Origin of the sequence: Xanthobacter variabilis, from assembly GCF_043831965.2 — a bacterium.
Taxonomy (GTDB): domain Bacteria; phylum Pseudomonadota; class Alphaproteobacteria; order Rhizobiales; family Xanthobacteraceae; genus Xanthobacter.
Genome location: NZ_CM195533.1, coordinates 3,866,437 through 3,885,275 on the forward strand (window position 1 = coordinate 3,866,437; position 18,839 = coordinate 3,885,275).

Genomic DNA, 18,839 nt, shown 5'->3' on the forward strand with positions numbered 1-18,839 from the left:
TGGCTTTTCGCGCCAGGGCGCGTGTCCCCCCGCCGAGGCGGGGGGAGGAGGCGTCAGTGGGTGATTTCCGGCGTTTTGGCGCGCAGGAACCAGGAGGCGCCCTGCTTGGCGGCGACGAAGGTCCAGCCCGGATTGACCAGGAAGGTTGTCACCTCGGAAGCGACGATGGCCGGCCCCTCGATGGCGACGCCCGGGGCGATGGCGGCGCGGCTCCACACCGGCGTTTCCACCGGCCCGTCTTGGCCCACGAAGTGGCACACGCGGACGGAAGCGGGCGGCGGCGGTGCCTTGCGCTGATCCTCCGGCACCGGCTTGATGTCCTCGAATTGCACCGTCTCGTGGTGCACATAGGCGGCCACGCGGATGGTGTTGATGCGGATGCCGGCCTCCGGCGCCTGCGAGCCCTCGCCGAAGCGCTTGCCGTAATCCGCCGAGAACTGGGAGATGATGGAGAGCACGTCCGCCGGCCCCTGCACATCGTGCTTGTCGATCACCGCCGTGGTTTGCACCAGCTGGTTGCCGTAGCGCATGTCCAACTCGAGGTTGTGGCGGATGTCGGCCAGCGGCACGCCCTGGCGCAGCAGGTCCTGGGTGCCGCGCTCCTTCAGGTCGGCGACGATGGCGTTGAAGCGGTCATAGTCGTCGAACAGAGCGCGGGTGTTGGAGTCGTACAGCACCATGTAGAGCGACTGCTCATGGATGTGGAGCTGGTGCATGTTGCCGGCGCCCACCGCCGAGAAGACGGAGGAGAGCGGCGGGGCCAGGATGCGGTCGATATTGAGGTTCTGGGCGATGCCGCAGCAGTGCAGCGGGCCGTTGCCGCCATAGGCGAGCATGGTGAAGTCCTTGGGGTCGTAGCCCCGGGCGCGCAGCTCGGTGAAGAGCCCGTTGGCCATGTTGTCGTCCACCTTCTCGCGGATCAGCAGCGCAGCCTCGATCACCGAGCAGTCGAGCTCGTCGCACAGCGTGTCCTCGATGGCCGCCTTGGCCCGGCGCGGATTGAGCGGAATGGAGCCGCCCGCATAATTCTCCGCGTCGAGATAGCCGAGCAGCAAATCAGCGTCGGTCACGGTGGGGCGCATGCCGCCGCGGTCGTAGCAGGCCGGGCCGGGATCGGAGCCGGCGCTTTCGGGGCCGCACTTCACGGTCTTGTACATACGGTCATACGAGGCGATGGAGCCGCCGCCGGCGCCGAGGGTGACTAGATGCACCATGGGCACCGAGACCAGCCAGCGATCGATGACCGGGTTGAAGTCGTAATGCTTCACCCCGCCATCCACCACGATGCCGATGTCGTAGCTGGTGCCGCCCATGTCGGTGGCCACCACATTGCCGAGGCCCGTGAGCATGGCCAGATGCTCGGAGGCACCGATGCCGGAGACGGGGCCGGAATGGATGGTCTGCAGTGCATCGGTGGAATTGAGCTGCGCCATGCCGCCGGAATTGTGGATCACCAGCATGGGCTTCTCATAGCGATGGGCCCGCAGGTTCTGCTCCAGCGCCGAAAGCGCGTGATACATGGTGGAATGCAGGTAGCCGTCCACGATGGCCGAGGTCGCCCGCACATACTCGCCTTTGCGCCCCGCCACCTGGTGGGACAGGATGACCGGAATAGCGCCGAGCAGGTGGGAGGGATATTCCTCCAGCAGGATCTCCTCGATGCGCTGCTCGTGGGCGGGGTTCACCACCGCGTTCACCAGCGCCACCACGATGATCTGCGCGCCGCGATTGACCAGCTCGCGGATCTGGGCGCGCACGTCCTCTTCGTCCAGCGGCATGACGAGCTTGCCCTGGAAGTCCACCCGCTCGCGGATACCGCGGATCATGTGAGCTTCCACCAGCGGGTCCGGCCGCTGGGCATTGGGCATGTCCTGCTGGCCGAGATTGTCCAGCCCCTCGCCGTAGCCGCGGGCGCGGCTGAGCGGCACGGTGGCCTCATAGCCGGCGGTCACCAGCATGCCGATCTTGGGGCCCTTGTGCTCGATGAGCGCGTTGGTGCCCAGCGTGGTGGCGTAGCGCACGCTGTCCACCGCGCCGAGGATCTCTTCCAGCTGCAGGCCCAGCACGTTGCAGGCCTTGCCCAGGGCCTCGTTGAAGCCCATGGCCAGGTTGTGGTGGGTGGTGAGCGCCTTGGCCTCGATATACTGCTTGTCCCACACCACGAAGCAGTCGGTGAAGGTGCCACCGATGTCGACGGAAACGCGTTTCATGGATCCTCCCTGAGGAATGATGGGCGCCGGGCGCTGCTGTCTCGGTCGCCATTGTTCTGGTGCGTGCCGCGCGGCGCAGGCCCCTGCCCCCGCGGGGGGAGCGGACCGGGTGGCCGCGCGGACGGGCTCAGTGGCCGTGGCCGTCCTCGCGGACCACGGCGGGGCCGGCATAGGGAATGGCGGCTTCGCCACGGGCGGCCCACTGGGCCTTCAGCGCGTCGAGATCCACTTCCATGTCGTAGAGCGGGGGATGGCCGGGAACGGCGTATTCCGTCTCCACCTGGGTGCCGCAATGGGGGCAGCAGAATTCCAGGATGCGCACCCACTCCGGATCCGGGCTGAAAGTGAAGCGGTACTTCTCGGGGTCGATGATGGGCGGATGAATTTCGGTGGGGTCGCGGTCGTAGACCAGCAGCCCTTCCTTGTAGTTTCCGCGCGCGGATGCGATCTCATGATCACACACCCGGCACTCCCACTTCTCGTTCTCCGTATTGATGCGGAGATATTCGGTCATGGCGATTTTCATTTTTCTCAATCCTCCCGGCTCAGCAGGATGTCGCCTGCGTCGCTGATGACGAACTGCCAGCCCTCGGGGACGCGGCAGGTGAAATAGTCCTCCTCCAGAATGGCGGGGCCGGCGGCGAAATCGCCGGCTGCAAGATCGGCGAGGCGATAGACCGGCACGTCGATGCGCCCACGCTCGCGCACCAGCACGTTGCGCTTGCCGTGGGAGGGCGCCGGCGCCTTGGGGGCGAAGCTGGCCGCCTTTTCAGTGGCCGACCGCAGGCCCCGGACCGCCTTGAGCTCCAATTCGAGGGACTGCGCCGAAGCGAAGGCGGCCGGCACCACCGGCTGGTCGCCCAGCGCGAAGGTCTCGATGCGGCCATCCCCGAAGTCGGCCACGAGCCGGGCCTCGATGTCGTAGCTGCCCGCGGCGCAGCCTTCCGCGAACATGTCGCGGGCAGCCTTCACCTTCAGCGTCGCGAGGGTCTCTTCGAGGGCGGACGGGCTGGGAAGGGTCACCGCATAGCGCTGCGAGATGTCGCAGGAGCCGATGCCGTAGGCGGAGAAAACCGCCGCCATCTGCGGGATCGCCACCCGGCGGATGCCCGCTTTGTCCGCGACGCCGCAGGCATTGAGCGGGCCGGCGCCGCCAAAGGCCAGCATCACCGTGTCTTCGGAAATCCGGGTGAAACGGTGGAGCTCCGCCGCAATCTTCTCCTCATACGCGAACTCCATGCGCAGCAGCGCATCATCCAGGCTGAGGCCCAGGGGGCCGGCCACATTGGTCGTCACCGCCGCCGCCGCGCGATCGAGGTCGAGCCCCATGCCACCGCCGAAATAGGAGGTGGGGTCGAACAGGCCAATGAGCAGGCTCGCATCCGTGATGGTGGCCTCGCGCCCGCCGCGCCCGAACGATGCCGGCCCCGGCACCGCCCCCACGCTGTCCGGCCCGATGACGATGCGGCCGTCGACCACCTTGAACACCGAGGAACCGCCGGCACCCGCACTGAGGATCTCGCAGAGCGGGAACGAAACGGAGATGCCCTCCACATGCCCGCGGCGCACCTCGGCCACCGTGCCGTCGCTGTACTGGCCGATGTCGGTGGTGGTGCCACCCACGTCGATGGAGACGGAATCGGTGAAGCCGTAGCGCCGCGAGAACGCCTTCACCCCCTCCATGCCGCCGCGCGGACCCGAGGAATAGGTCTTGATGGCAATGGTCTTGGCCACGCGCGAGGCATCGCCGTCATTGCGGAAGATCAGCAGCGGATTCTTCGTGCGGTAGGCGCGAAGACGGTTTTCCGCGTTGAAGAGAAACGCCTCCATGGAGGGATGGAGGAAGGAATTGATGATGGCGGTCCAGGTGCGCCGCTCCCCGTCCGCGTCGCTGGTAAGGTCGGAGCCGTAGAGGATCGGAACGGCACCCAGCAGATGGCGCGGATACTTGCGCAGGGCGACCAGGCGGAAGCGGTTTTCCAGGGCCTCGAAATCCGCCCCACTGAAGCTCACCACCAGACGGTTGGCGCCGGCGGCGGTGAGCTTGTTGATGGCCTTCACCACCTCCACGTCCGCATCCGCGCCGCGCACCGTGGCGGCGTCGAGGAAGGCGATGCGATCACCCACCAGGGCTTCGAACACATCCTGGTCGTGCGCCGCCAGGCGGCTCGGTAGATCATGGGCGGCCGCATCCAGGATCAGGCCCAGACGCGGCCCCTTGCGCTCGCAGATGGCGTTGGTGCCCTGGGTGGTGGAGTAGCGGATAAGATCCACCTCCTCCAGCAGCCGCTTCACATCCGGCTCGCCATAAAGAACGCCCGAGGCCTTCGTCAGTCCCTCGAAGAAACACTTGCTGAGATCATAGGGCGTGGTGAGGACCTTGGTCTTCTTCACCTGATCGCCGGACAGAATACAGATGTCCGTCAGCGTGCCGCCATTGTCGATGTTGATCTGAAGGGACATTCCCTCACTCTCCTCCCATTTTCCGGCTGGCGCCGGATGCGCCCATTGCTTGGATGACCACGCGGCCGCCCCCGCCCTGATGGCGAGATGCTCTCGGCGAGGCTCGCTGCCCTGATCGCAAGGGCCATGCCAGAAGGAAGAGAGAAGAGGAAAATCGAGCTTCCCCTTTATTTGCGTCGACTCCGGGCATGACGATCTATTGCCGGATGCCAGCTACCGACTTCTTCACGAATACCCGCCCGAAAATCGAACTCTATTGTGCGACGCGATGAGGGGAGAGGGTGCGACGCAGCATCCGCGCACAGGCAAAAAAAACACCGCCGATCAGGACCGGCGGTGCGCAGGAGGCTTTCGGGAGGACGGCGAAAGCTGCTTCATTCAGGCAATCAGCGTGCCGAACCAGAGGACCGATCGGCCGATATCGGCAACGCAGAGACGCCGCCGTTTTCAGGAGAGCGGAAAATCCGGGGCACGAGGCCCGGAAATGGCTGCGTTTCAAGCAGGCGCGGCGCGGCGAAGGGGCCTCGGGTTTGGAACCCGGCTGCGGTCCGGGCTGCGGCCCGCGCCCCTCCCGGAGGGGCGTCAGACCTGGAACCGGCGCGCCTCACCCACCGCATCTTCAAGGCCGAAGCGGCGCAGCTTGGCGTACACGGTGCTTTTGGCAATACCCAGCTCGCGCGCCACCGCGGTTACATTGCCCTTATGGGTCTGCATGGCCTGCAGCAGGGCGAGCCGCTCGGCATTCTCCATGCCGGTCAGCCCGCGCAGCGGCTCAAGCGGCGCGGTCCCGGCGACCGCGGACACGTCGGCGACGTGGCCGGGCGTTCGAATCTCGTCCGGAATGTCGCGCTCGGCCAGCTCGTCGCCCTCAGCGGTGAGCAGCATGCCTTCGATGACGTTGCGCAGCTCGCGCACATTGCCCGGCCAGGCATAGGCCTGGAGCACCTCGATCGCCCGCGGCGAAAGGGGCCGGGGCACAAGCCCGCCCCGCGCCGCGAGTTCGCGGATCAGATGGGATGCCAGCAGTGGAATATCCGAAGGGCGCTCGCGCAGCGCGGGAATGGCGATGCTGGTCACCGCCACCCGATAGAACAGGTCCATGCGGAAGCGCCCGGCCTCCACCTCGCCGCGCAAATCGCGATTGGTGGCGGCAACGAGGCGGAAATTCACCTTGCGCGGGCGCGTTTCACCGATGCGATACACCTCGCCGGATTCCAAAACGCGCAGGAAATGCGGCTGCAGATCCTTCGGCATCTCGCCGATCTCGTCGAGGAACAGCGTGCCCCCATCGGCCGCCTCGATCTTGCCCACCATGCCGCCACGCCGGGCCCCTGTGAACGCGCCCTCCACATAGCCGAACAGCTCGCTGGTCAACAGCTCGCGCGAGAAGCCGCCGCAATTGAGCGCGACGAAGGCGCCCTCGCGCCCGCCGCTGGCCCCGTGGAGGGATTGCGCGAACACGTCCTTGCCCACGCCGGTCTCGCCCAGCAGCAGGACCGGCACGCGGCTGCGGGCCAATTGGCGCGCACGGCCGATCGCCTGCAGCAGCGCCGGCGCTTCGCCCACAATGGTGGAAAAGGCGCCGGTGCCCGCGCTGCGGTCCGCCGCACCTTCGGCGACGGCAGTGCGCGGCGCCGCGCTGCGACGCGCCGGCAGCCGCAGCACGATGCCCAGGCGTTCGCCCTCGCTCACCACGGGCTCAAGCCATTCCCGCCGCATCCAGGCCGGCAGCTGCTCCGGCAGGTCGGCACTCTTGCGCCAGTCGAGACGCAGGCGCGCCAGGTCAGAGCCGGGCGCTTCGCCACGCTGGGGCTGAAGATCGGCCAGAGCGGCAGTGGCCGCGCCATTGGCCTTCACGGCACGCCCACGGCGATCGAACACGATCACCCCCTCGCTGCCGGAGCCGGAAAAGCGCTCCATGCAATGGTCGAGCAGGCGCAGGCGAAAATCCATTTCCTGCTGCGCCAGGCGGTTCTCGATCCGTCCCGCCGTCGCCACCACCAGCGCCAGGCTGTGGCGGTTGAAGGTGTCCGACAGGCCGGAAACATCCACCACGCCGACCACATTGCCGTCATAGGGATCGCGAATGACGTTGGCGGAGCACGACCAGCGCTTGATGCCGGAGCAATAATGCTCCGCCGAGTGGATCTGCACCGGCTGGCCGATCTCGATGGCGGTGCCGATGGCATTGGTGCCGCAGGCCTGCTCGCTCCAGCTCGCCCCTGACAGAAGGTGAATGTTGGCCGCCGCGTCGCGCAGACGCGAGTCGCCCTCAAGGTTCAGGATGATGCCGGCGCCGTCCGTGAGCACCATCACCGTTCCGGTTTCGGCCAGAAGCTCGCGGGCGGAGGCCATCACCGGCTGGCTCGCCTCCAGCAGCTCGCTGCAGTCGTCGCGCAGGGAGTGCAGCGAATCCTCGCGCATGGGCGGCGGCGCCTGCACGCGCTGCGGATCCACGCTGTTGCTCAGGCAACGGCGCCAGGAATCATCCACCAGCCGGCGCAGCGCATCCGAGCCGAATTGATCGCCGCCGAGGAACTTCTCCCACGACGTCATGACTTTATCGTCGTTCTCGGGCACCGAGAACTTCTGTCGGGACCATCCCAAAGGCATTTCGCGTCCTCCCCCCGGCGGCCTGAAGGGCCAACCGGTGCGCCGCCCCGGGGCAAATCTATTGTCTGCGTCCTCTTGGGCGGACTTGTCGTTTATCATCCTCAGGCAGCGCGGCATGCGCCCGCTCCGGTCTCCTCTGCAGGAAGCAAATGGCCTTTGCCCTGGAAACCAGGGCCGCCGCGCCTGTGGGGTGTCACACTAGCATCCTTCATGCCAGCCCGCACTTCCCCCACGCCAGTGCCGCGCCGGTATCCAGCCCCCGCAACGACCTTAGGGAAAGCATCGGTCGGCGTTCGATTCTCAGCCAGCGGACCGTCTGACAATCGAACGCTCGGCCGTTGCGCCCGCCAGAGCGAGGCGGTTTGCCGCCACTGGCACAACCATTGCTGCGGGCCCACACCCGCTGAACCATCGGCGCAACCCTCCCGAGACAGCCATGGCCGAACGTGACACCGCCGATCCGCGCATCCCTGTGAGCGTCCTCACCGGCTTTCTCGGCGCGGGCAAGACCACCTTGCTGAACCATCTGGTGACCCATCCGGACATGGCCGGCACTGCCCTGCTCATCAACGAGTTCGGCGCGGTGGGCATCGACCACCATCTGGTGGAGCGCATTGGCGAGACCATGGTGCTGCTCGAATCCGGATGCGTGTGCTGCACCGTGCGCGGCGACCTGGTGGCGGCGCTGGAGCAGCTCCACGACAAGCTGTCCCGCCGGCAGATTCCGCAGGTGAACCGCGTGGTGATCGAGACCACGGGCCTTGCCGATCCCGTGCCCGTGGTCTGGACCTTGATGGAGCACCGCTTTGTCGCCACGCGTTTTCGTTGCGACGGGGTCATCACGCTGGTGGATGCCCGGCTCGGAGCCGGCCAGTTGGAGCGGCATGAGGAGGCCCGGCGCCAGGTGGCGATGGCGGACCGCATTCTCCTCACCAAGGCCGATCTTGCCGACCGCACGGCCCGCGAACAGCTGGAAGCGCGGCTTCAGGCCCTCAACCCCGCCGCCCCCCGCCTCACCGTGACCCACGGTGCGATCGAGCCCCGGCGCATTCTCGATGCCGGGCTTTATGCACCCGGCAGCCGCCCGGCGGAGATCGAGCGGTGGATGGCGGAAGCGGCCGCGCCCGACAGTGCGGCGCCCTCCGCCGCCCATGCCGGCGGCGCCCCGGTCACAACTTTCACCTGCTTCTTCAACCGTCAGGTCCCCTGGCGCGGGTTCGCCGTCACCATGGGGCAGATCCTCGCCGAATACGGACCCCGCCTGATGCGGGTGAAGGGGTTGATGAACGTCGCGGGCCTCACGGCGCCGGTAGTGGTGCAGTGCGTGGAGGGCGTCGCCTATCCCCCTGTGCGCCTGCCGCGTTGGCCAAGCGACGGAAAGCGCTTCGACATGCGCGGAAGGCTCGTCTTCATCGCCCGCGACCTGCCGCAGGCGGCCATGGACGACATCCGCCAGCGGTTGGATGAGCTGCCCGCCGACGGGCCAGCCCTGAAGGCCGCCGCCACCACGCCGCTTCTGCCCACGCGCTGCTGGCTGAGCGCGCGCATGCCGATGCAGGGCGCGAGCCGGCTCGAAACCGAGGGCTGGCATGTGAACTCCCTGCGCCTGGGTGCCGGCTCACACTGAGCCGCGCCCCCAGGGGCCCAGGCCCACGCTGGGGCCCCGGACTCCGCCGCCGGGATTGCACTTCAAGATGTCGGCGCAAAACGGACGGTGCCGAACCTGCGCCCGAAGGAGAGCCCGAGGTTCCGCGCGGCTGCAAGCCCATCTGGATAAGCCGTGCGCGGCCACGTCTCGCCCGGGGAACAACCTCCCATAGGGACAACCAGCCCGGCCGCCTCCGCGTGTCGCGGAAACAGTGATTCATCCTCTTACTTTGTTTCCAAACACATTTCTCGCGCGGACCGAGACCCGCTTCGCATGAAGGTGCTCCGCCGGCGCCGCCACTTCGGGGCGCACCGTGAGGTGCCGCCGAAGCGAGTGCGCGCGGGCCGCGCGAGCTTGACCGAAGGCCCGGGGGCCAAGCTCGCGCTCCCGGCGTCACTTCACCGGTTCGAGCACGCTCACATAGTTCGCCACTGCCGATCCGCCCATGTTGAACACGGCGCCCAGTGTGGCTCCGGGCAACTGCATGTCGCCGGCTGCACCGGTGAGCTGCATGGCCGACAGGGCGTGCATGGACACTCCGGTGGCGCCGATGGGATGCCCCTTCGCCTTGAGGCCGCCCGAAACATTGACGGGCAGACGGCCCCCGCGTGCCACGGTTCCGTCCTCCAGCACGCGCGCGCCCTGGCCCTCCGGCGCCAGCCCCATGGCCTCATAGGCCAGCAGCTCAGCGATGGTGAAGCAGTCGTGCACCTCCGCGAAAGACAGGTCATCGACGCCGATGCCCGCTTCCGCGAACGCAGTGGCGAAGGCCCGGCGCGGTCCCTCGAACCGCACCGGATCACGCCGCGACATGGGCAGCAGGTCATTCACCTGGGCGCGGGCGCGAATGCGCACCGCCCGCCGCGCGTCCGCGAGCAGCTCGCCCGAGGCGAGCACCAGGGCAGCCGCCCCATCGGAAACCAGCGAGCAATCCGTCTTGCGCAGGGGTCCGGCGATGATCGGGTTCTTCTCGGAGACGGTGCCGCAGAACTCCAGATCCAGCGCCTTGCGCATCTGCGCGAAGGGGTTGGAAACACCATTGGCGTGGTTCTTCACCGCGATCCGCGCCAGCGTCTGCGAATGGTCGCCATAGCGCTCGAAATAGGTGCTGGCGATCTCCCCGAAGATGGAGGGGAAGGTTTTGCCGCAGCTCGCCTCCTCCTTCACGTAGGAGGCAGACCCCAGGATGCGGGTGACCTCCTCACCGCTCACCGCCGTCATCTTCTCGGCGCCGACCACCAGCGCCAGCCGCGCGCGGCCGGACTGGATGGCGTCGCAGGCGGCGAAGATGGCGCCGGCCCCGGAGGCACAGGCGTTCTCAACCCGGGTCGCCGGCTTCCAGCGCAGCCCCGGCTCGCCATTCATGGGCAGCGAGGAACAGAAGATCTCCGGCACGAAGCCGCCATTGAGGTTACCCAGCCACACGCCGTCCATGCTTTCCGCAGGAAAACCGGAATGCGCCAGCGCCTCGTGGCAGACGCTGGCGATGAGCGCTTCAAGATCCATGTGCGCGAGGCGACCGAAGGGCGAATGGGCCCAGCCGACGATGGACACTCCGTTGTTGCGTTCCATGATGCTCCCTACCGACAGATTATGATTGTCGCGCCGGCGCTCCTGCACCGGCCATGCCACCGCCGCCCCTGCCCCGCCCGGCCCCGAAGGCCCGGCCCCGGGCTTCCGAAGCGGCCGAAATCACGACGCCACCGTCGTATTTTCACACGGCGGGGCGGCGCGGCCCGCCAGCAATAGCACGCAAACCGCCAGCCGGCCGCATCGCGCGCCGTGGCATCCCTCTTGCCGAAGGGGGAAGGCCCAAGGCGGGCGCCGGCCAGCGCACCGCCCCTCAACGACATCCAGAAAGAGAATCCCCATGAAGGGTCTTGTCTATCGCGGTCCCGGCCAGAAGGCGCTGGAGGATGTGCCTGATCCCAAGATCGAGCAGCCCACCGATGCGGTGGTGAAGGTGTCGCGCACCACCATCTGCGGCAGTGACCTTCACATCCTGAAGGGCGACGTGCCCACCGTGAAGCCGGGAACCGTGCTCGGCCATGAAGGCGTGGGCATCATCGAGGAGGTCGGACCGGCGGTTTCCACCTTCAAGAAGGGGGACCATATCCTCATCTCCTGCATCTCCGCCTGCGGACGCTGCGAATATTGCCGGCGCGGCATGTATTCCCATTGTTCCGTCGCCGGCTGGATGCTCGGCCACACCATTCACGGAACGCAGGCGGAATATGTCCGCATTCCGTTCGCGGACACCTCCCTGCATCGCATTCCCGAAGGCATGGACGAGGAAGCCCTCGTGATGCTCAGCGACATCCTGCCCACTGGCTTCGAGTGCGGGGTGCTGAATGGAAAGGTGCAGCCCGGCAGCACGGTGGCCATCGTCGGCGCCGGGCCGGTGGGCCTCGCAGTGCTGCTGACCGCGCAATTCTACTCCCCCGCCGAGATCATCATGATCGATCTCGACGACAACCGGCTGGAGCTCGCCCGCACCTTCGGCGCCACGCAGACGGTGAACAGCGGGCGTGAAAATGCGGCGGAACGCGTGATGGCCCTTACAGGCGGCATCGGCGTCGACGCCGCCATCGAGGCGGTCGGTATTCCGCCCACCTTCCTGCTGTGCCAGGACATCGTGGCGCCCGGCGGCACCATCGCCAATGTGGGCGTGCATGGCACCAAGGCCGACCTGCATCTGGAGCGCCTGTGGTCCCACAACATCACCCTCACCACTCGGCTGGTGGACACGGTGACGACGCCCATGCTGATGAAAACCGTGCAGTCCCGGAAGCTCGATCCGGCCAAGCTGATCACTCACCGCTTCCCGCTCGCCGACATCCTGAAGGCCTACGAAACCTTCGGCGGTGCCGCGCACACCAAGGCGCTGAAGGTCATCATCGAAGCCTGACGCCCCCGAACACGACGGGAGCCCAGTCCGCGGGCTCCCGGCTCCCGGCTCTCGGGCGCGGCCCGCGGTGGCCTTGAGCCGCCGGTGCCCGGCTTCCCGCAGTTCGACCTGATCGATGTCCCATACCGCGCCGCCGGCTGCCGCACGGGCAGGTCCCGCCTCTCGCCGGACGCTGCTCCCGCGGAGTGCCGTTACGATAGGATGGGGGTAGATGCCGCGCCGCTGAAGCTCCGGCATCAAATGGCCCATCACATCCGCGAACGTCTCGCGGGCGACCACATAGGACAGAAGCCGTCGAACGCCGTTCCTCCACCCAGTCCTGGAGCAGGTCCGCGGCCGTTTTCGCGGAGCCGACGAAGAGCGGCCCAATTTGGCCAGCTCCTCAATGGTCCAAGTCGATGACCCAGGCCTTCTCGCCGTCGGCCTGATGCCCGATGGTGGAGCCGGTGGCGTTGTTCTCAGCCTTTTTCACCGTGGCGGCGGAAATCGATGCCGGCGCAACTGGACATCAACGCCAGGGCCCCGTCATGGGACGCGTAGCGCACATCGTCCACATGCTTCGCGCGCGCCCCGGCACAGGTCTCGTCCACGATGACGGTCGCCATGGCATAAACCAGGATCTTCCGCGGATCGCGCCCCTGCGCGGCAGCGCGTTGCACTACTCGCTCGCCGGAGGACCTCAGGGCGTTCCGGCGGGAATGGGCTGGGCGCCGGGTGCTTCCGCAGGCGCTCCGGCAACGCGCGCCGCGACGGCTTCCGCCCAGGCGGTCACTTCGGGCACCCCCATCAGCTCGCCAACCGACCCGCGCGCCAGCGGACCTGCAACGAGCAGATTCGGCTGCTCCACCCCGTAGCGGTCGAGCACCACGCCCTGCGGCGACGTCCACAGCCCGAGCCCCAGCGGATCGGACTGCAGCAGCCCCTGCGCGGCGAGGTCCTTAAGGACCGGGTTTGCCGCGATGACCGACCCGTGGGCGGGCCCGGTGGCGATGACGATCCGCTCCACCTCGAGGACGCGCGAGGCGCCACCGCGCAGCGCGATGCGCACGGCGATGCTGGCGCCGACGCTCTGCGCCGAAACCAGCCGCCCCGCCAGCGGCTCCAGCCGGCCGGCCGCGATCTCACTTTGCAGCGCCTGATAGGTCTGCGGCGCGATGCGAAAGCGATGAATATCCCAAAGCCCCCGGAGATGGCGGACCACCCGCCGCCGCTCAGGCCAGGGCAGCGCTGCCCAGATGCGAGGCCCCTGCTCGCGGAGCCGATCAAACACGGCGTGCCATGTTCGCCCGGCTTGCGCATCGCGCTCCAGCTCGCGGCGCACCCGGCGCAGCAGCCCCACCGCGCGCGTCTCCCCCGGCTGCGTGAAGTCGGCAGACGTTGGCGACTGCGCCGGCCCGTGAGGTTGCGACCGGCGGCCGTGGCGGGACAGCATGTGAATGGACGCGCGATGGGAGCACCGCCGCAGGGTGGCCACCACATCGGCCCCCGTCAGCCCGGAACCGACAATCAGCACCCGGTCACTCGGGGCGATAGCGGAAAGCGCATCGCGGCCATAGGCATCCGCCACCAGCCTCGGATCATCCCGAAACGCTGCCAATGCGCCGGGAACCGCCGGAGCAGGATGGGCGACGGCCAGCACCACCCGATCGGCGACGACCTCGCCGCCGCCGTCCAACCGCACCGCATAACCCTGCCCCCGCTGCTGCACGCCCGTGGCCTGGGCCCGCAGATGCTCGACCCGCCCGCTCGCCAGCAGCGGCCGCAGGTGGTGCGCCACATACCGGCCGAAGATCTCGCGCGGCACGAAAGCCTCACCCTCGGCCGTCCACGCCCCGTGCGGAACCCCCGGCCCCTCGCGGGACAGCAGCCAGCGCTGGAAATGCAGCGGATCGCCGGCATCGAGGCTCATCTTCCGCTCGGGCACGTTGAGGCGATGATCCGGATCCGGCGTCGCATAGGCAAGACCCCGACCCAGCTCCGCGCGTGGCTCGACGATGATGATGCGGATCTCGCCCGGCCGGGTGCGGCGTGCGAGATGCCAGGCGACCGCAGCGCCCGAAAGGCCCCCGCCAATGATGACGACGCACGATGGGCCACGCGGCGCTGTCCGCATGCCGGCTGGCCCGCCCCCTGTGCCTTCGGATGAACTCATCAAACTTCACCTTCCCGTGGCATCGCGCACCAGATCCGGCCTTCAGCTCCGACCCGGAAGCCCCATCGCTCCCATCGGCGCGTTTTCCGCCAAAGGCCCTTGCGCCGCCCCACACCAAGAGCAGCACGCCATGCTGGCAATCCCGCTCGCGCAACGGACAGCTACTGAACGCCCGTTCCGGTAAACCGGATGCCGGCCCGCGTGAGTAACTCGCATCAGCGCCCTAGAGTTTCAGAAGGCGAGCAGCATTTCCATAAAACAGCCTCTCCAAGAGGGCCTCATGGAAGCCCACTTTCTGAAAATCCGCGATGGTCTGGGTGATAGGGCGGAACGGATAGGAGGAGCCGAACAGGAACTGGTCACCCAAAAAGCTGTTCACGGCCTCCACATAGGTCTGCGTTCCGGGCTGAAACAAATACATATCGGGAATGAGAAAGACATTCTCATGCCGAAAGGCGACGCCGACGATCTGCTGAGCATTCGGCCATGAGCCGTGATAGACGGCAATCTTCAGCCGCGGAAACAGCCGGGCCACATTGCCGATGGCGGCGGGATCGTTGAAGCGGGGGTCCGGCGTGGTGGGGCCGCTCATCAGAAACAGGGGCACATCCAGCGCCACCAGAAGTTCGTAAAGGGGAAAATACACAGGGTCGTCCGCGTGGCGGGCGGGCGTGCCGAATCCGGGCTCCAGATCGATGCCCTTCAGCCCCAGCACCTTGATGGCCCGCTCCGCCTCATCGAGCGCCGCCTGCTCGCCCTCGACCACCGGATCCACCGCGCCGATGCCCTCAAGCAGCGCAGAGCCGGCCACGATCCCATGGATGGTGTCATTCGGAAGGTGCTGGGTGGGGGTGTGGCGGCCCACAACCACGGCCTTCGCGAGGCCCGCCTGCGCCACCTCTTCCAGAAAGCCTTCCGGTGTCGCCGAACGGGTGAAATGGGTGTCGCTGCCCCGGGTCCCCACGCGCTGGTTGAGCCAGCGCGCGGTTTCGAACTCCGCCGTCCCGGGCGTTCTGCCGAAGAAATCGTGCAGATAAGCCGGCCGGCAGCGCATATCGATGATCTGCATGAGCGCCTCTCAGCTCGCCGCGACCTGCCGCACGGCTCGAATGTCGAAAGCGCCCCCGGTCTGCGCGCCGCGCTGCGTCACCGCCCCCTTGCCGAGCAGGGGGAACACCAGCTCCGCGAACCTCAAGGATTCCTCAAGATGCGGATAGCCGGAGAGCACGAAGGTATCGACGCCCAGGCCCTGATATTCGCGCAGCCGTTCCGCGATCTGTTCCGGCGCGCCCACCAGCGCCGTGCCAGCACCGCCGCGAACGAGCCCGACCCCGGCCCACAGGTTCGGCCCCAGCACGAGCCGGTCGCGCCGCCCCCCGTGCAGTGCCGCCATGCGGGCCTGCCCCACGGAATCCATCTTGGCGTAATTGGCCTGCGCCGCCGCGATATCCTCTTCGGTCAGGCGCGAAATCAGGCGATCCGCCGCCGCCCACGCCTCCTCCTCCGTCTCGCGGGCGATGACATGGAGCCGCACGCCGAAGCGCACGGTGCGCCCGTGCCGCGCGGCGCGGGCGCGAACGTCGGCGATCTTTTCCGCCACGGCCGCCAGCGGCTCGCCCCAGGTGAGGTAGGCGTCCACATGCTTGGCGGCCAGTGCATGGGCGGCGGGCGAGGAGCCCCCGAAATAGAGCGGAGGATAGGGCCGCTGCACCGGCGGATAGTAGTTTCGGGCGTTATCCACCTTCAGGTGACGGCCCTCGAAGCTGAACTTTTCTCCCGTTTCCAGAATGCGCCGCCACACGGTCAGGAACTCGTCCGCCGCCTCGTAGCGCTCGTCATGGCTCAGAAACACCCCGTCTGCCGCCAGCTCGGCGGCATCGCCGCCCGGCACCACGTTCAACAGCAGCCGGCCACCCAGGGCCTGGTCCAGCGTCGCCGCCTGGCGGGCGGATGCGGTGGGCCCCATGATGGAGGTTCGCAGCGCCACCAGCAGCTTGATGCGGCTGGTCACCGGAATGAGGCTGGCCGCCGTGATCCAGGGGTCGTGGCAGCTGGAGCCGGTGGGGATCAACAGCCCATCATAGCCGAGCCGCTCCGAAGTCACCGCGATTTCGCGCAGATAGGCGTTGGTCGGTTCCCGCCCGTAATCCGAAGTTCCAAGGTAACGGGTGTCGCCCGAAGTGGGCAGAAACCAGAAGATTTCGGGAGAGGAACCAACGGCCATCGCATTTTTCCTATCACGGGGTGCGGCGCCGTCACCCAGATCGGCGACATTCCCGCATTCATGCTTTGATAGGCCCCGACGCACGGCCGCGGCCATTCCAAAGAACGTGGTCTGTTTAGGAGAAGACCTTCGCGGCCGATGCTCAAGGGAGATCAATATTCTCCGCCGCGCAGGGGCCCTCAGTTCCAGGGGGCGGCGTGGATGCACGCCATTCAGATACCAGTTCCCCACATGGAAGAACTTCCACCGCACCGGATCGCGCAGGGGCTGGACCCGCGCATTGCACCGGTGCTGGTCGAGCCCGAACTGGGCAAGGGCCGGGCGCGAAAGGCCGGGCGCGCCGAAGTGCTTGGAGATGAAAAGGGACCAAATGTCGCTTTGGGAATAACGCTCCAGCGCCGCCTTGAGGACGGAGGCGATGGCGTGCGGCGACGTTTGGGCAGCAACATCGGGCGCAAGGCTCACGTCCTCATCGCGAAGAAAAATTCTTCTCGCTACCACCGGCTCGATGAGAAACGCCTGCTCTGTGCGCGGGAAAATATGGAAGACGTAACTCTCGCTTCCGCGCGGCTGTTCTGACTACACTTGATGCACTCGGCACTCCACTGGCCAACGGCCGCAAAAATCCGCCCCATCAGAAGATCTTTTCGCCCTCCGAACCTCCCTTCGCGGGCATGAAGGAGCCTTACCGTGACCGTGCATGAGTTCCGGGGCACGTTCCCCGACACCGGAAAGCTGAAGGCGCGCTTCAGCCCGCTCTTCGCGCGCATCGCGGAAGGCGCCATCGAGCGCGAGCGCGAACGCATTGCGCCCGTCGAGCAGATCGCGAGGCTGAGGAATCCGGGTTCACCGCCAGCCTCAACCTGCTGATCTACAAGGAGCGCAGTCTGGGCGACAACGCGGCGAACGGAACCGAGCCGGTCGATGTCTGGCAGATCGCCGCCATCGCCAGCTGATGCGCCGCCTCGCGGCGGCCCGTCGCGGCCGCGCAGCTTGTTCCCGAAAGCCAACTTCAATCCACCACGGCACCGCGGACCGGAGGATGTCGCCGTCGCGCCCTCCGGTCCGCCATCACGCGCCGCCGCATCGCCCGAGGGCAGCGGAGATGACAAGGACTTCATATGACCACGAAGAAACGCATCATTCTCAATGCCTTCGACATGACCTGCGTCGGCCATCAGGCGGCCGGCACCTGGCGACACCCCTCCAGCCAGGCCTCGCGCTATAACGACATCGAGTACTGGACCAACCTGGCGATCGAGCTGGAACGGGGCGCTTTCGACGCCCTGTTCATCGCCGATGTGGTGGGCGTGTATGATGTGTATCGCGGCTCGGCGGAAGCGGCGCTGCAGGACGCGGCGCAGGTGCCGGTGAACGACCCGTTCGGCGCCATTTCCGCCATGGCGGCGGTGACCAGGAATTTGGGCTTCGGCGTGACGGCGGCGGTGACGTTCGAGCACCCCTATCTGCTGGCGCGCCGGCTCTCGACCCTCGACCACCTCACCAAGGGGCGGGTGGCGTGGAACGTCGTGTCGTCCTACCTCGATTCAGCTGCGCGCAATATCGGCATGGATCGCCAGATCGAGCACGATGCGCGTTACGATCTCGCGGAAGAATACATGGAGGTCGTCTACAAGCTCTGGGAAGGGAGCTGGGAGGACGGGTCCGTTCTGCGCGACAAGGAGAAGGGGATTTTCACGGACGCCTCGAAGGTCCATCCCATCCAACACGATGGTGAATACTTCAAGGTGCCGGGCTTCCATTTGTGCGAGCCCTCGCCGCAGCGCACGCCGGTAATTTTCCAGGCCGGCGCCTCCGCGCGCGGGCGTCGCTTCGCCGCGCGCCATGCGGAGGCCATGTTCGTTCTGGCCACCTCGCCCGAGACGGCGCGCAAGCTGACCGACCAGATCCGCGCGGAGGTGGTGGCCGCCGGCCGCGAGCCTGACTCCCTGAAGATTTTCACGCTGCTGACCGTCATTACCGGGCCCACCGACGAAGCCGCCCGGCGCAAGTATGAGGAATACCTTTCCTATGCGAGCCCGGAAGGGGCACTCGCCCTTTACGGCGGCTGGACGGGCCTCGATTTCTCGTCGCTCGACCCGGACCTGCCGCTCACCGCCGTGGAGAATGACAGCCTGCGCACGACGCTCGAATCCCTCGCCGCCGATGGCAAGGCCTGGACGGTGCGCGAGGTGATCCGCAAAAGGTCCATCGGCGGGCTCGGCCCCGTACTGGTGGGTGGCCCGAAAACGGTGGCGGACGAGCTGGAGCGCTGGGTTGATGAAGGCGGCGTGGACGGCTTCAACCTCGCTTATGCCATCACGCCCGCCTCGACCACCGACTTCATCGACTTCGTGGTGCCCGAGCTGCGCAGGCGCGGGCGGGCGCAAAGCGGCTACGCCCCCGGCACCCTTCGCGAAAAGCTGCTGGGCGATGAAGGCGGGCGGGTGCGCGCAAGCCACCCGGCGGCCCAATGGGGCCACCATTATGTGGGACGGGAGAGCGTGGCCGACGCAAGCCGCGGCGCGCCCTTCGACGCGCCGGCGGACAGCCGCCTGAACGCAGCCGAGTAAACCCCACGCCATAGGAAAAGGGGGCCTGGCCCAGGGCCCGCCCCCGCC

General features: G+C 67.3%; 14 protein-coding genes. 5 read left to right on the forward strand and 9 right to left on the reverse strand.

The window, feature by feature from the left end; translation table 11 throughout:
- Positions 1-53: 53 nt before the first annotated feature.
- From V5F26_RS16885 to V5F26_RS16900, 4 genes are all read right to left on the reverse strand, one after another.
- A complete protein-coding gene (locus V5F26_RS16885) occupies positions 54-2,210 on the reverse strand; it encodes a hydantoinase/oxoprolinase family protein (protein WP_234052360.1) in 2,157 nt (718 codons plus the stop codon).
- A gap of 127 nt (positions 2,211-2,337) precedes the next feature.
- Positions 2,338-2,724, reverse strand: coding sequence for an acetone carboxylase subunit gamma (locus V5F26_RS16890; protein ID WP_234052361.1), 387 nt, complete (start codon positions 2,722-2,724; stop codon positions 2,338-2,340).
- A gap of 17 nt (positions 2,725-2,741) precedes the next feature.
- Positions 2,742-4,673, reverse strand: coding sequence for a hydantoinase/oxoprolinase family protein (locus V5F26_RS16895; RefSeq protein ID WP_394947334.1), 1,932 nt, complete (start codon positions 4,671-4,673; stop codon positions 2,742-2,744).
- 582 nt (positions 4,674-5,255) lie between these two features.
- A complete protein-coding gene (locus V5F26_RS16900; RefSeq protein ID WP_394947333.1) occupies positions 5,256-7,229 on the reverse strand; it encodes a sigma-54-dependent Fis family transcriptional regulator in 1,974 nt (657 codons plus the stop codon).
- A 493-nt stretch (positions 7,230-7,722) separates the two neighbouring features.
- Between V5F26_RS16900 and V5F26_RS16905 the strand changes: the two genes are divergently transcribed.
- Positions 7,723-8,913: a CobW family GTP-binding protein gene (locus V5F26_RS16905; RefSeq protein ID WP_394947332.1), complete on the forward strand. Its 1,191-nt coding sequence runs from the start codon at positions 7,723-7,725 to the stop codon at positions 8,911-8,913.
- Positions 8,914-9,327: 414 nt separating this feature from the next.
- On the opposite strand, the gene V5F26_RS16910 is transcribed toward V5F26_RS16905, so the two are convergent.
- On the reverse strand, positions 9,328-10,506 hold the full coding sequence (locus V5F26_RS16910; RefSeq protein WP_394947331.1) for an acetyl-CoA acetyltransferase: 1,179 nt from the start codon (positions 10,504-10,506) through the stop codon (positions 9,328-9,330).
- Between the two features lie 298 nt (positions 10,507-10,804).
- Between V5F26_RS16910 and V5F26_RS16915 the strand changes: the two genes are divergently transcribed.
- Positions 10,805-11,842 carry a zinc-dependent alcohol dehydrogenase family protein gene (locus tag V5F26_RS16915; protein ID WP_394947330.1) on the forward strand — a complete coding sequence of 346 codons (1,038 nt, stop codon included), beginning with the start codon at positions 10,805-10,807 and terminating at the stop codon, positions 11,840-11,842.
- Between the two features lie 458 nt (positions 11,843-12,300).
- Here V5F26_RS16915 and V5F26_RS16920 read toward each other — a convergent pair whose 3' ends face one another.
- The 4 genes from V5F26_RS16920 to ssuD form a co-directional block, all read right to left on the reverse strand.
- The gene (locus tag V5F26_RS16920; protein WP_394055310.1) at positions 12,301-12,447 is read right to left on the reverse strand and encodes a hypothetical protein; all 147 of its coding nucleotides are present in this window, start codon (positions 12,445-12,447) and stop codon (positions 12,301-12,303) included.
- Positions 12,448-12,521: 74 nt separating this feature from the next.
- Positions 12,522-13,994: an FAD/NAD(P)-binding protein gene (locus V5F26_RS16925; RefSeq protein WP_394947329.1), complete on the reverse strand. Its 1,473-nt coding sequence runs from the start codon at positions 13,992-13,994 to the stop codon at positions 12,522-12,524.
- Positions 13,995-14,217: 223 nt separating this feature from the next.
- Positions 14,218-15,063, reverse strand: a complete 846-nt coding sequence (locus tag V5F26_RS16930; protein WP_394947328.1) for an amidohydrolase family protein — start codon at positions 15,061-15,063, stop codon at positions 14,218-14,220.
- A gap of 9 nt (positions 15,064-15,072) precedes the next feature.
- Positions 15,073-16,218, reverse strand: coding sequence for an FMNH2-dependent alkanesulfonate monooxygenase (gene ssuD, locus V5F26_RS16935; protein WP_394947327.1), 1,146 nt, complete (start codon positions 16,216-16,218; stop codon positions 15,073-15,075).
- A gap of 201 nt (positions 16,219-16,419) precedes the next feature.
- On the opposite strand from ssuD, the gene V5F26_RS16940 reads away from it, so the two are divergent.
- The 3 genes from V5F26_RS16940 (at position 16,420) to V5F26_RS16950 (ending at position 18,791) form a co-directional block, all read left to right on the forward strand.
- Positions 16,420-16,797 carry a hypothetical protein gene (locus tag V5F26_RS16940; protein WP_394055317.1) on the forward strand — a complete coding sequence of 126 codons (378 nt, stop codon included), beginning with the start codon at positions 16,420-16,422 and terminating at the stop codon, positions 16,795-16,797.
- A 111-nt stretch (positions 16,798-16,908) separates the two neighbouring features.
- Positions 16,909-17,088, forward strand: a complete 180-nt coding sequence (locus tag V5F26_RS16945; protein ID WP_394947326.1) for a hypothetical protein — start codon at positions 16,909-16,911, stop codon at positions 17,086-17,088.
- A 251-nt stretch (positions 17,089-17,339) separates the two neighbouring features.
- Positions 17,340-18,791: an LLM class flavin-dependent oxidoreductase gene (locus V5F26_RS16950; RefSeq protein WP_394055321.1), complete on the forward strand. Its 1,452-nt coding sequence runs from the start codon at positions 17,340-17,342 to the stop codon at positions 18,789-18,791.
- The last annotated feature ends 48 nt before the right edge of the window (positions 18,792-18,839 follow it).

Excerpts from the sequence above, each read along its gene's own strand:
- V5F26_RS16885 (WP_234052360.1), bottom strand. The coding sequence starts at position 2,210 with ATGAAACGCGTTTCCGTCGACATCGGTGGCACCTTCACCGACTGCTTC.
- V5F26_RS16890 (WP_234052361.1), bottom strand. The coding sequence starts at position 2,724 with ATGACCGAATATCTCCGCATCAATACGGAGAACGAGAAGTGGGAGTGC.
- V5F26_RS16895 (WP_394947334.1), bottom strand. The coding sequence starts at position 4,673 with ATGTCCCTTCAGATCAACATCGACAATGGCGGCACGCTGACGGACATC.
- V5F26_RS16900 (WP_394947333.1), bottom strand. The coding sequence starts at position 7,229 with ATGACGTCGTGGGAGAAGTTCCTCGGCGGCGATCAATTCGGCTCGGAT.
- V5F26_RS16905 (WP_394947332.1), top strand. The coding sequence starts at position 7,723 with ATGGCCGAACGTGACACCGCCGATCCGCGCATCCCTGTGAGCGTCCTC.
- V5F26_RS16910 (WP_394947331.1), bottom strand. The coding sequence starts at position 10,506 with ATGGAACGCAACAACGGAGTGTCCATCGTCGGCTGGGCCCATTCGCCC.
- V5F26_RS16915 (WP_394947330.1), top strand. The coding sequence starts at position 10,805 with ATGAAGGGTCTTGTCTATCGCGGTCCCGGCCAGAAGGCGCTGGAGGAT.
- V5F26_RS16920 (WP_394055310.1), bottom strand. The coding sequence starts at position 12,447 with ATGGCGACCGTCATCGTGGACGAGACCTGTGCCGGGGCGCGCGCGAAG.
- V5F26_RS16925 (WP_394947329.1), bottom strand. The coding sequence starts at position 13,994 with ATGAGTTCATCCGAAGGCACAGGGGGCGGGCCAGCCGGCATGCGGACA.
- V5F26_RS16930 (WP_394947328.1), bottom strand. The coding sequence starts at position 15,063 with ATGCAGATCATCGATATGCGCTGCCGGCCGGCTTATCTGCACGATTTC.
- ssuD (WP_394947327.1), bottom strand. The coding sequence starts at position 16,218 with ATGGCCGTTGGTTCCTCTCCCGAAATCTTCTGGTTTCTGCCCACTTCG.
- V5F26_RS16940 (WP_394055317.1), top strand. The coding sequence starts at position 16,420 with ATGCACGCCATTCAGATACCAGTTCCCCACATGGAAGAACTTCCACCG.
- V5F26_RS16950 (WP_394055321.1), top strand. The coding sequence starts at position 17,340 with ATGACCACGAAGAAACGCATCATTCTCAATGCCTTCGACATGACCTGC.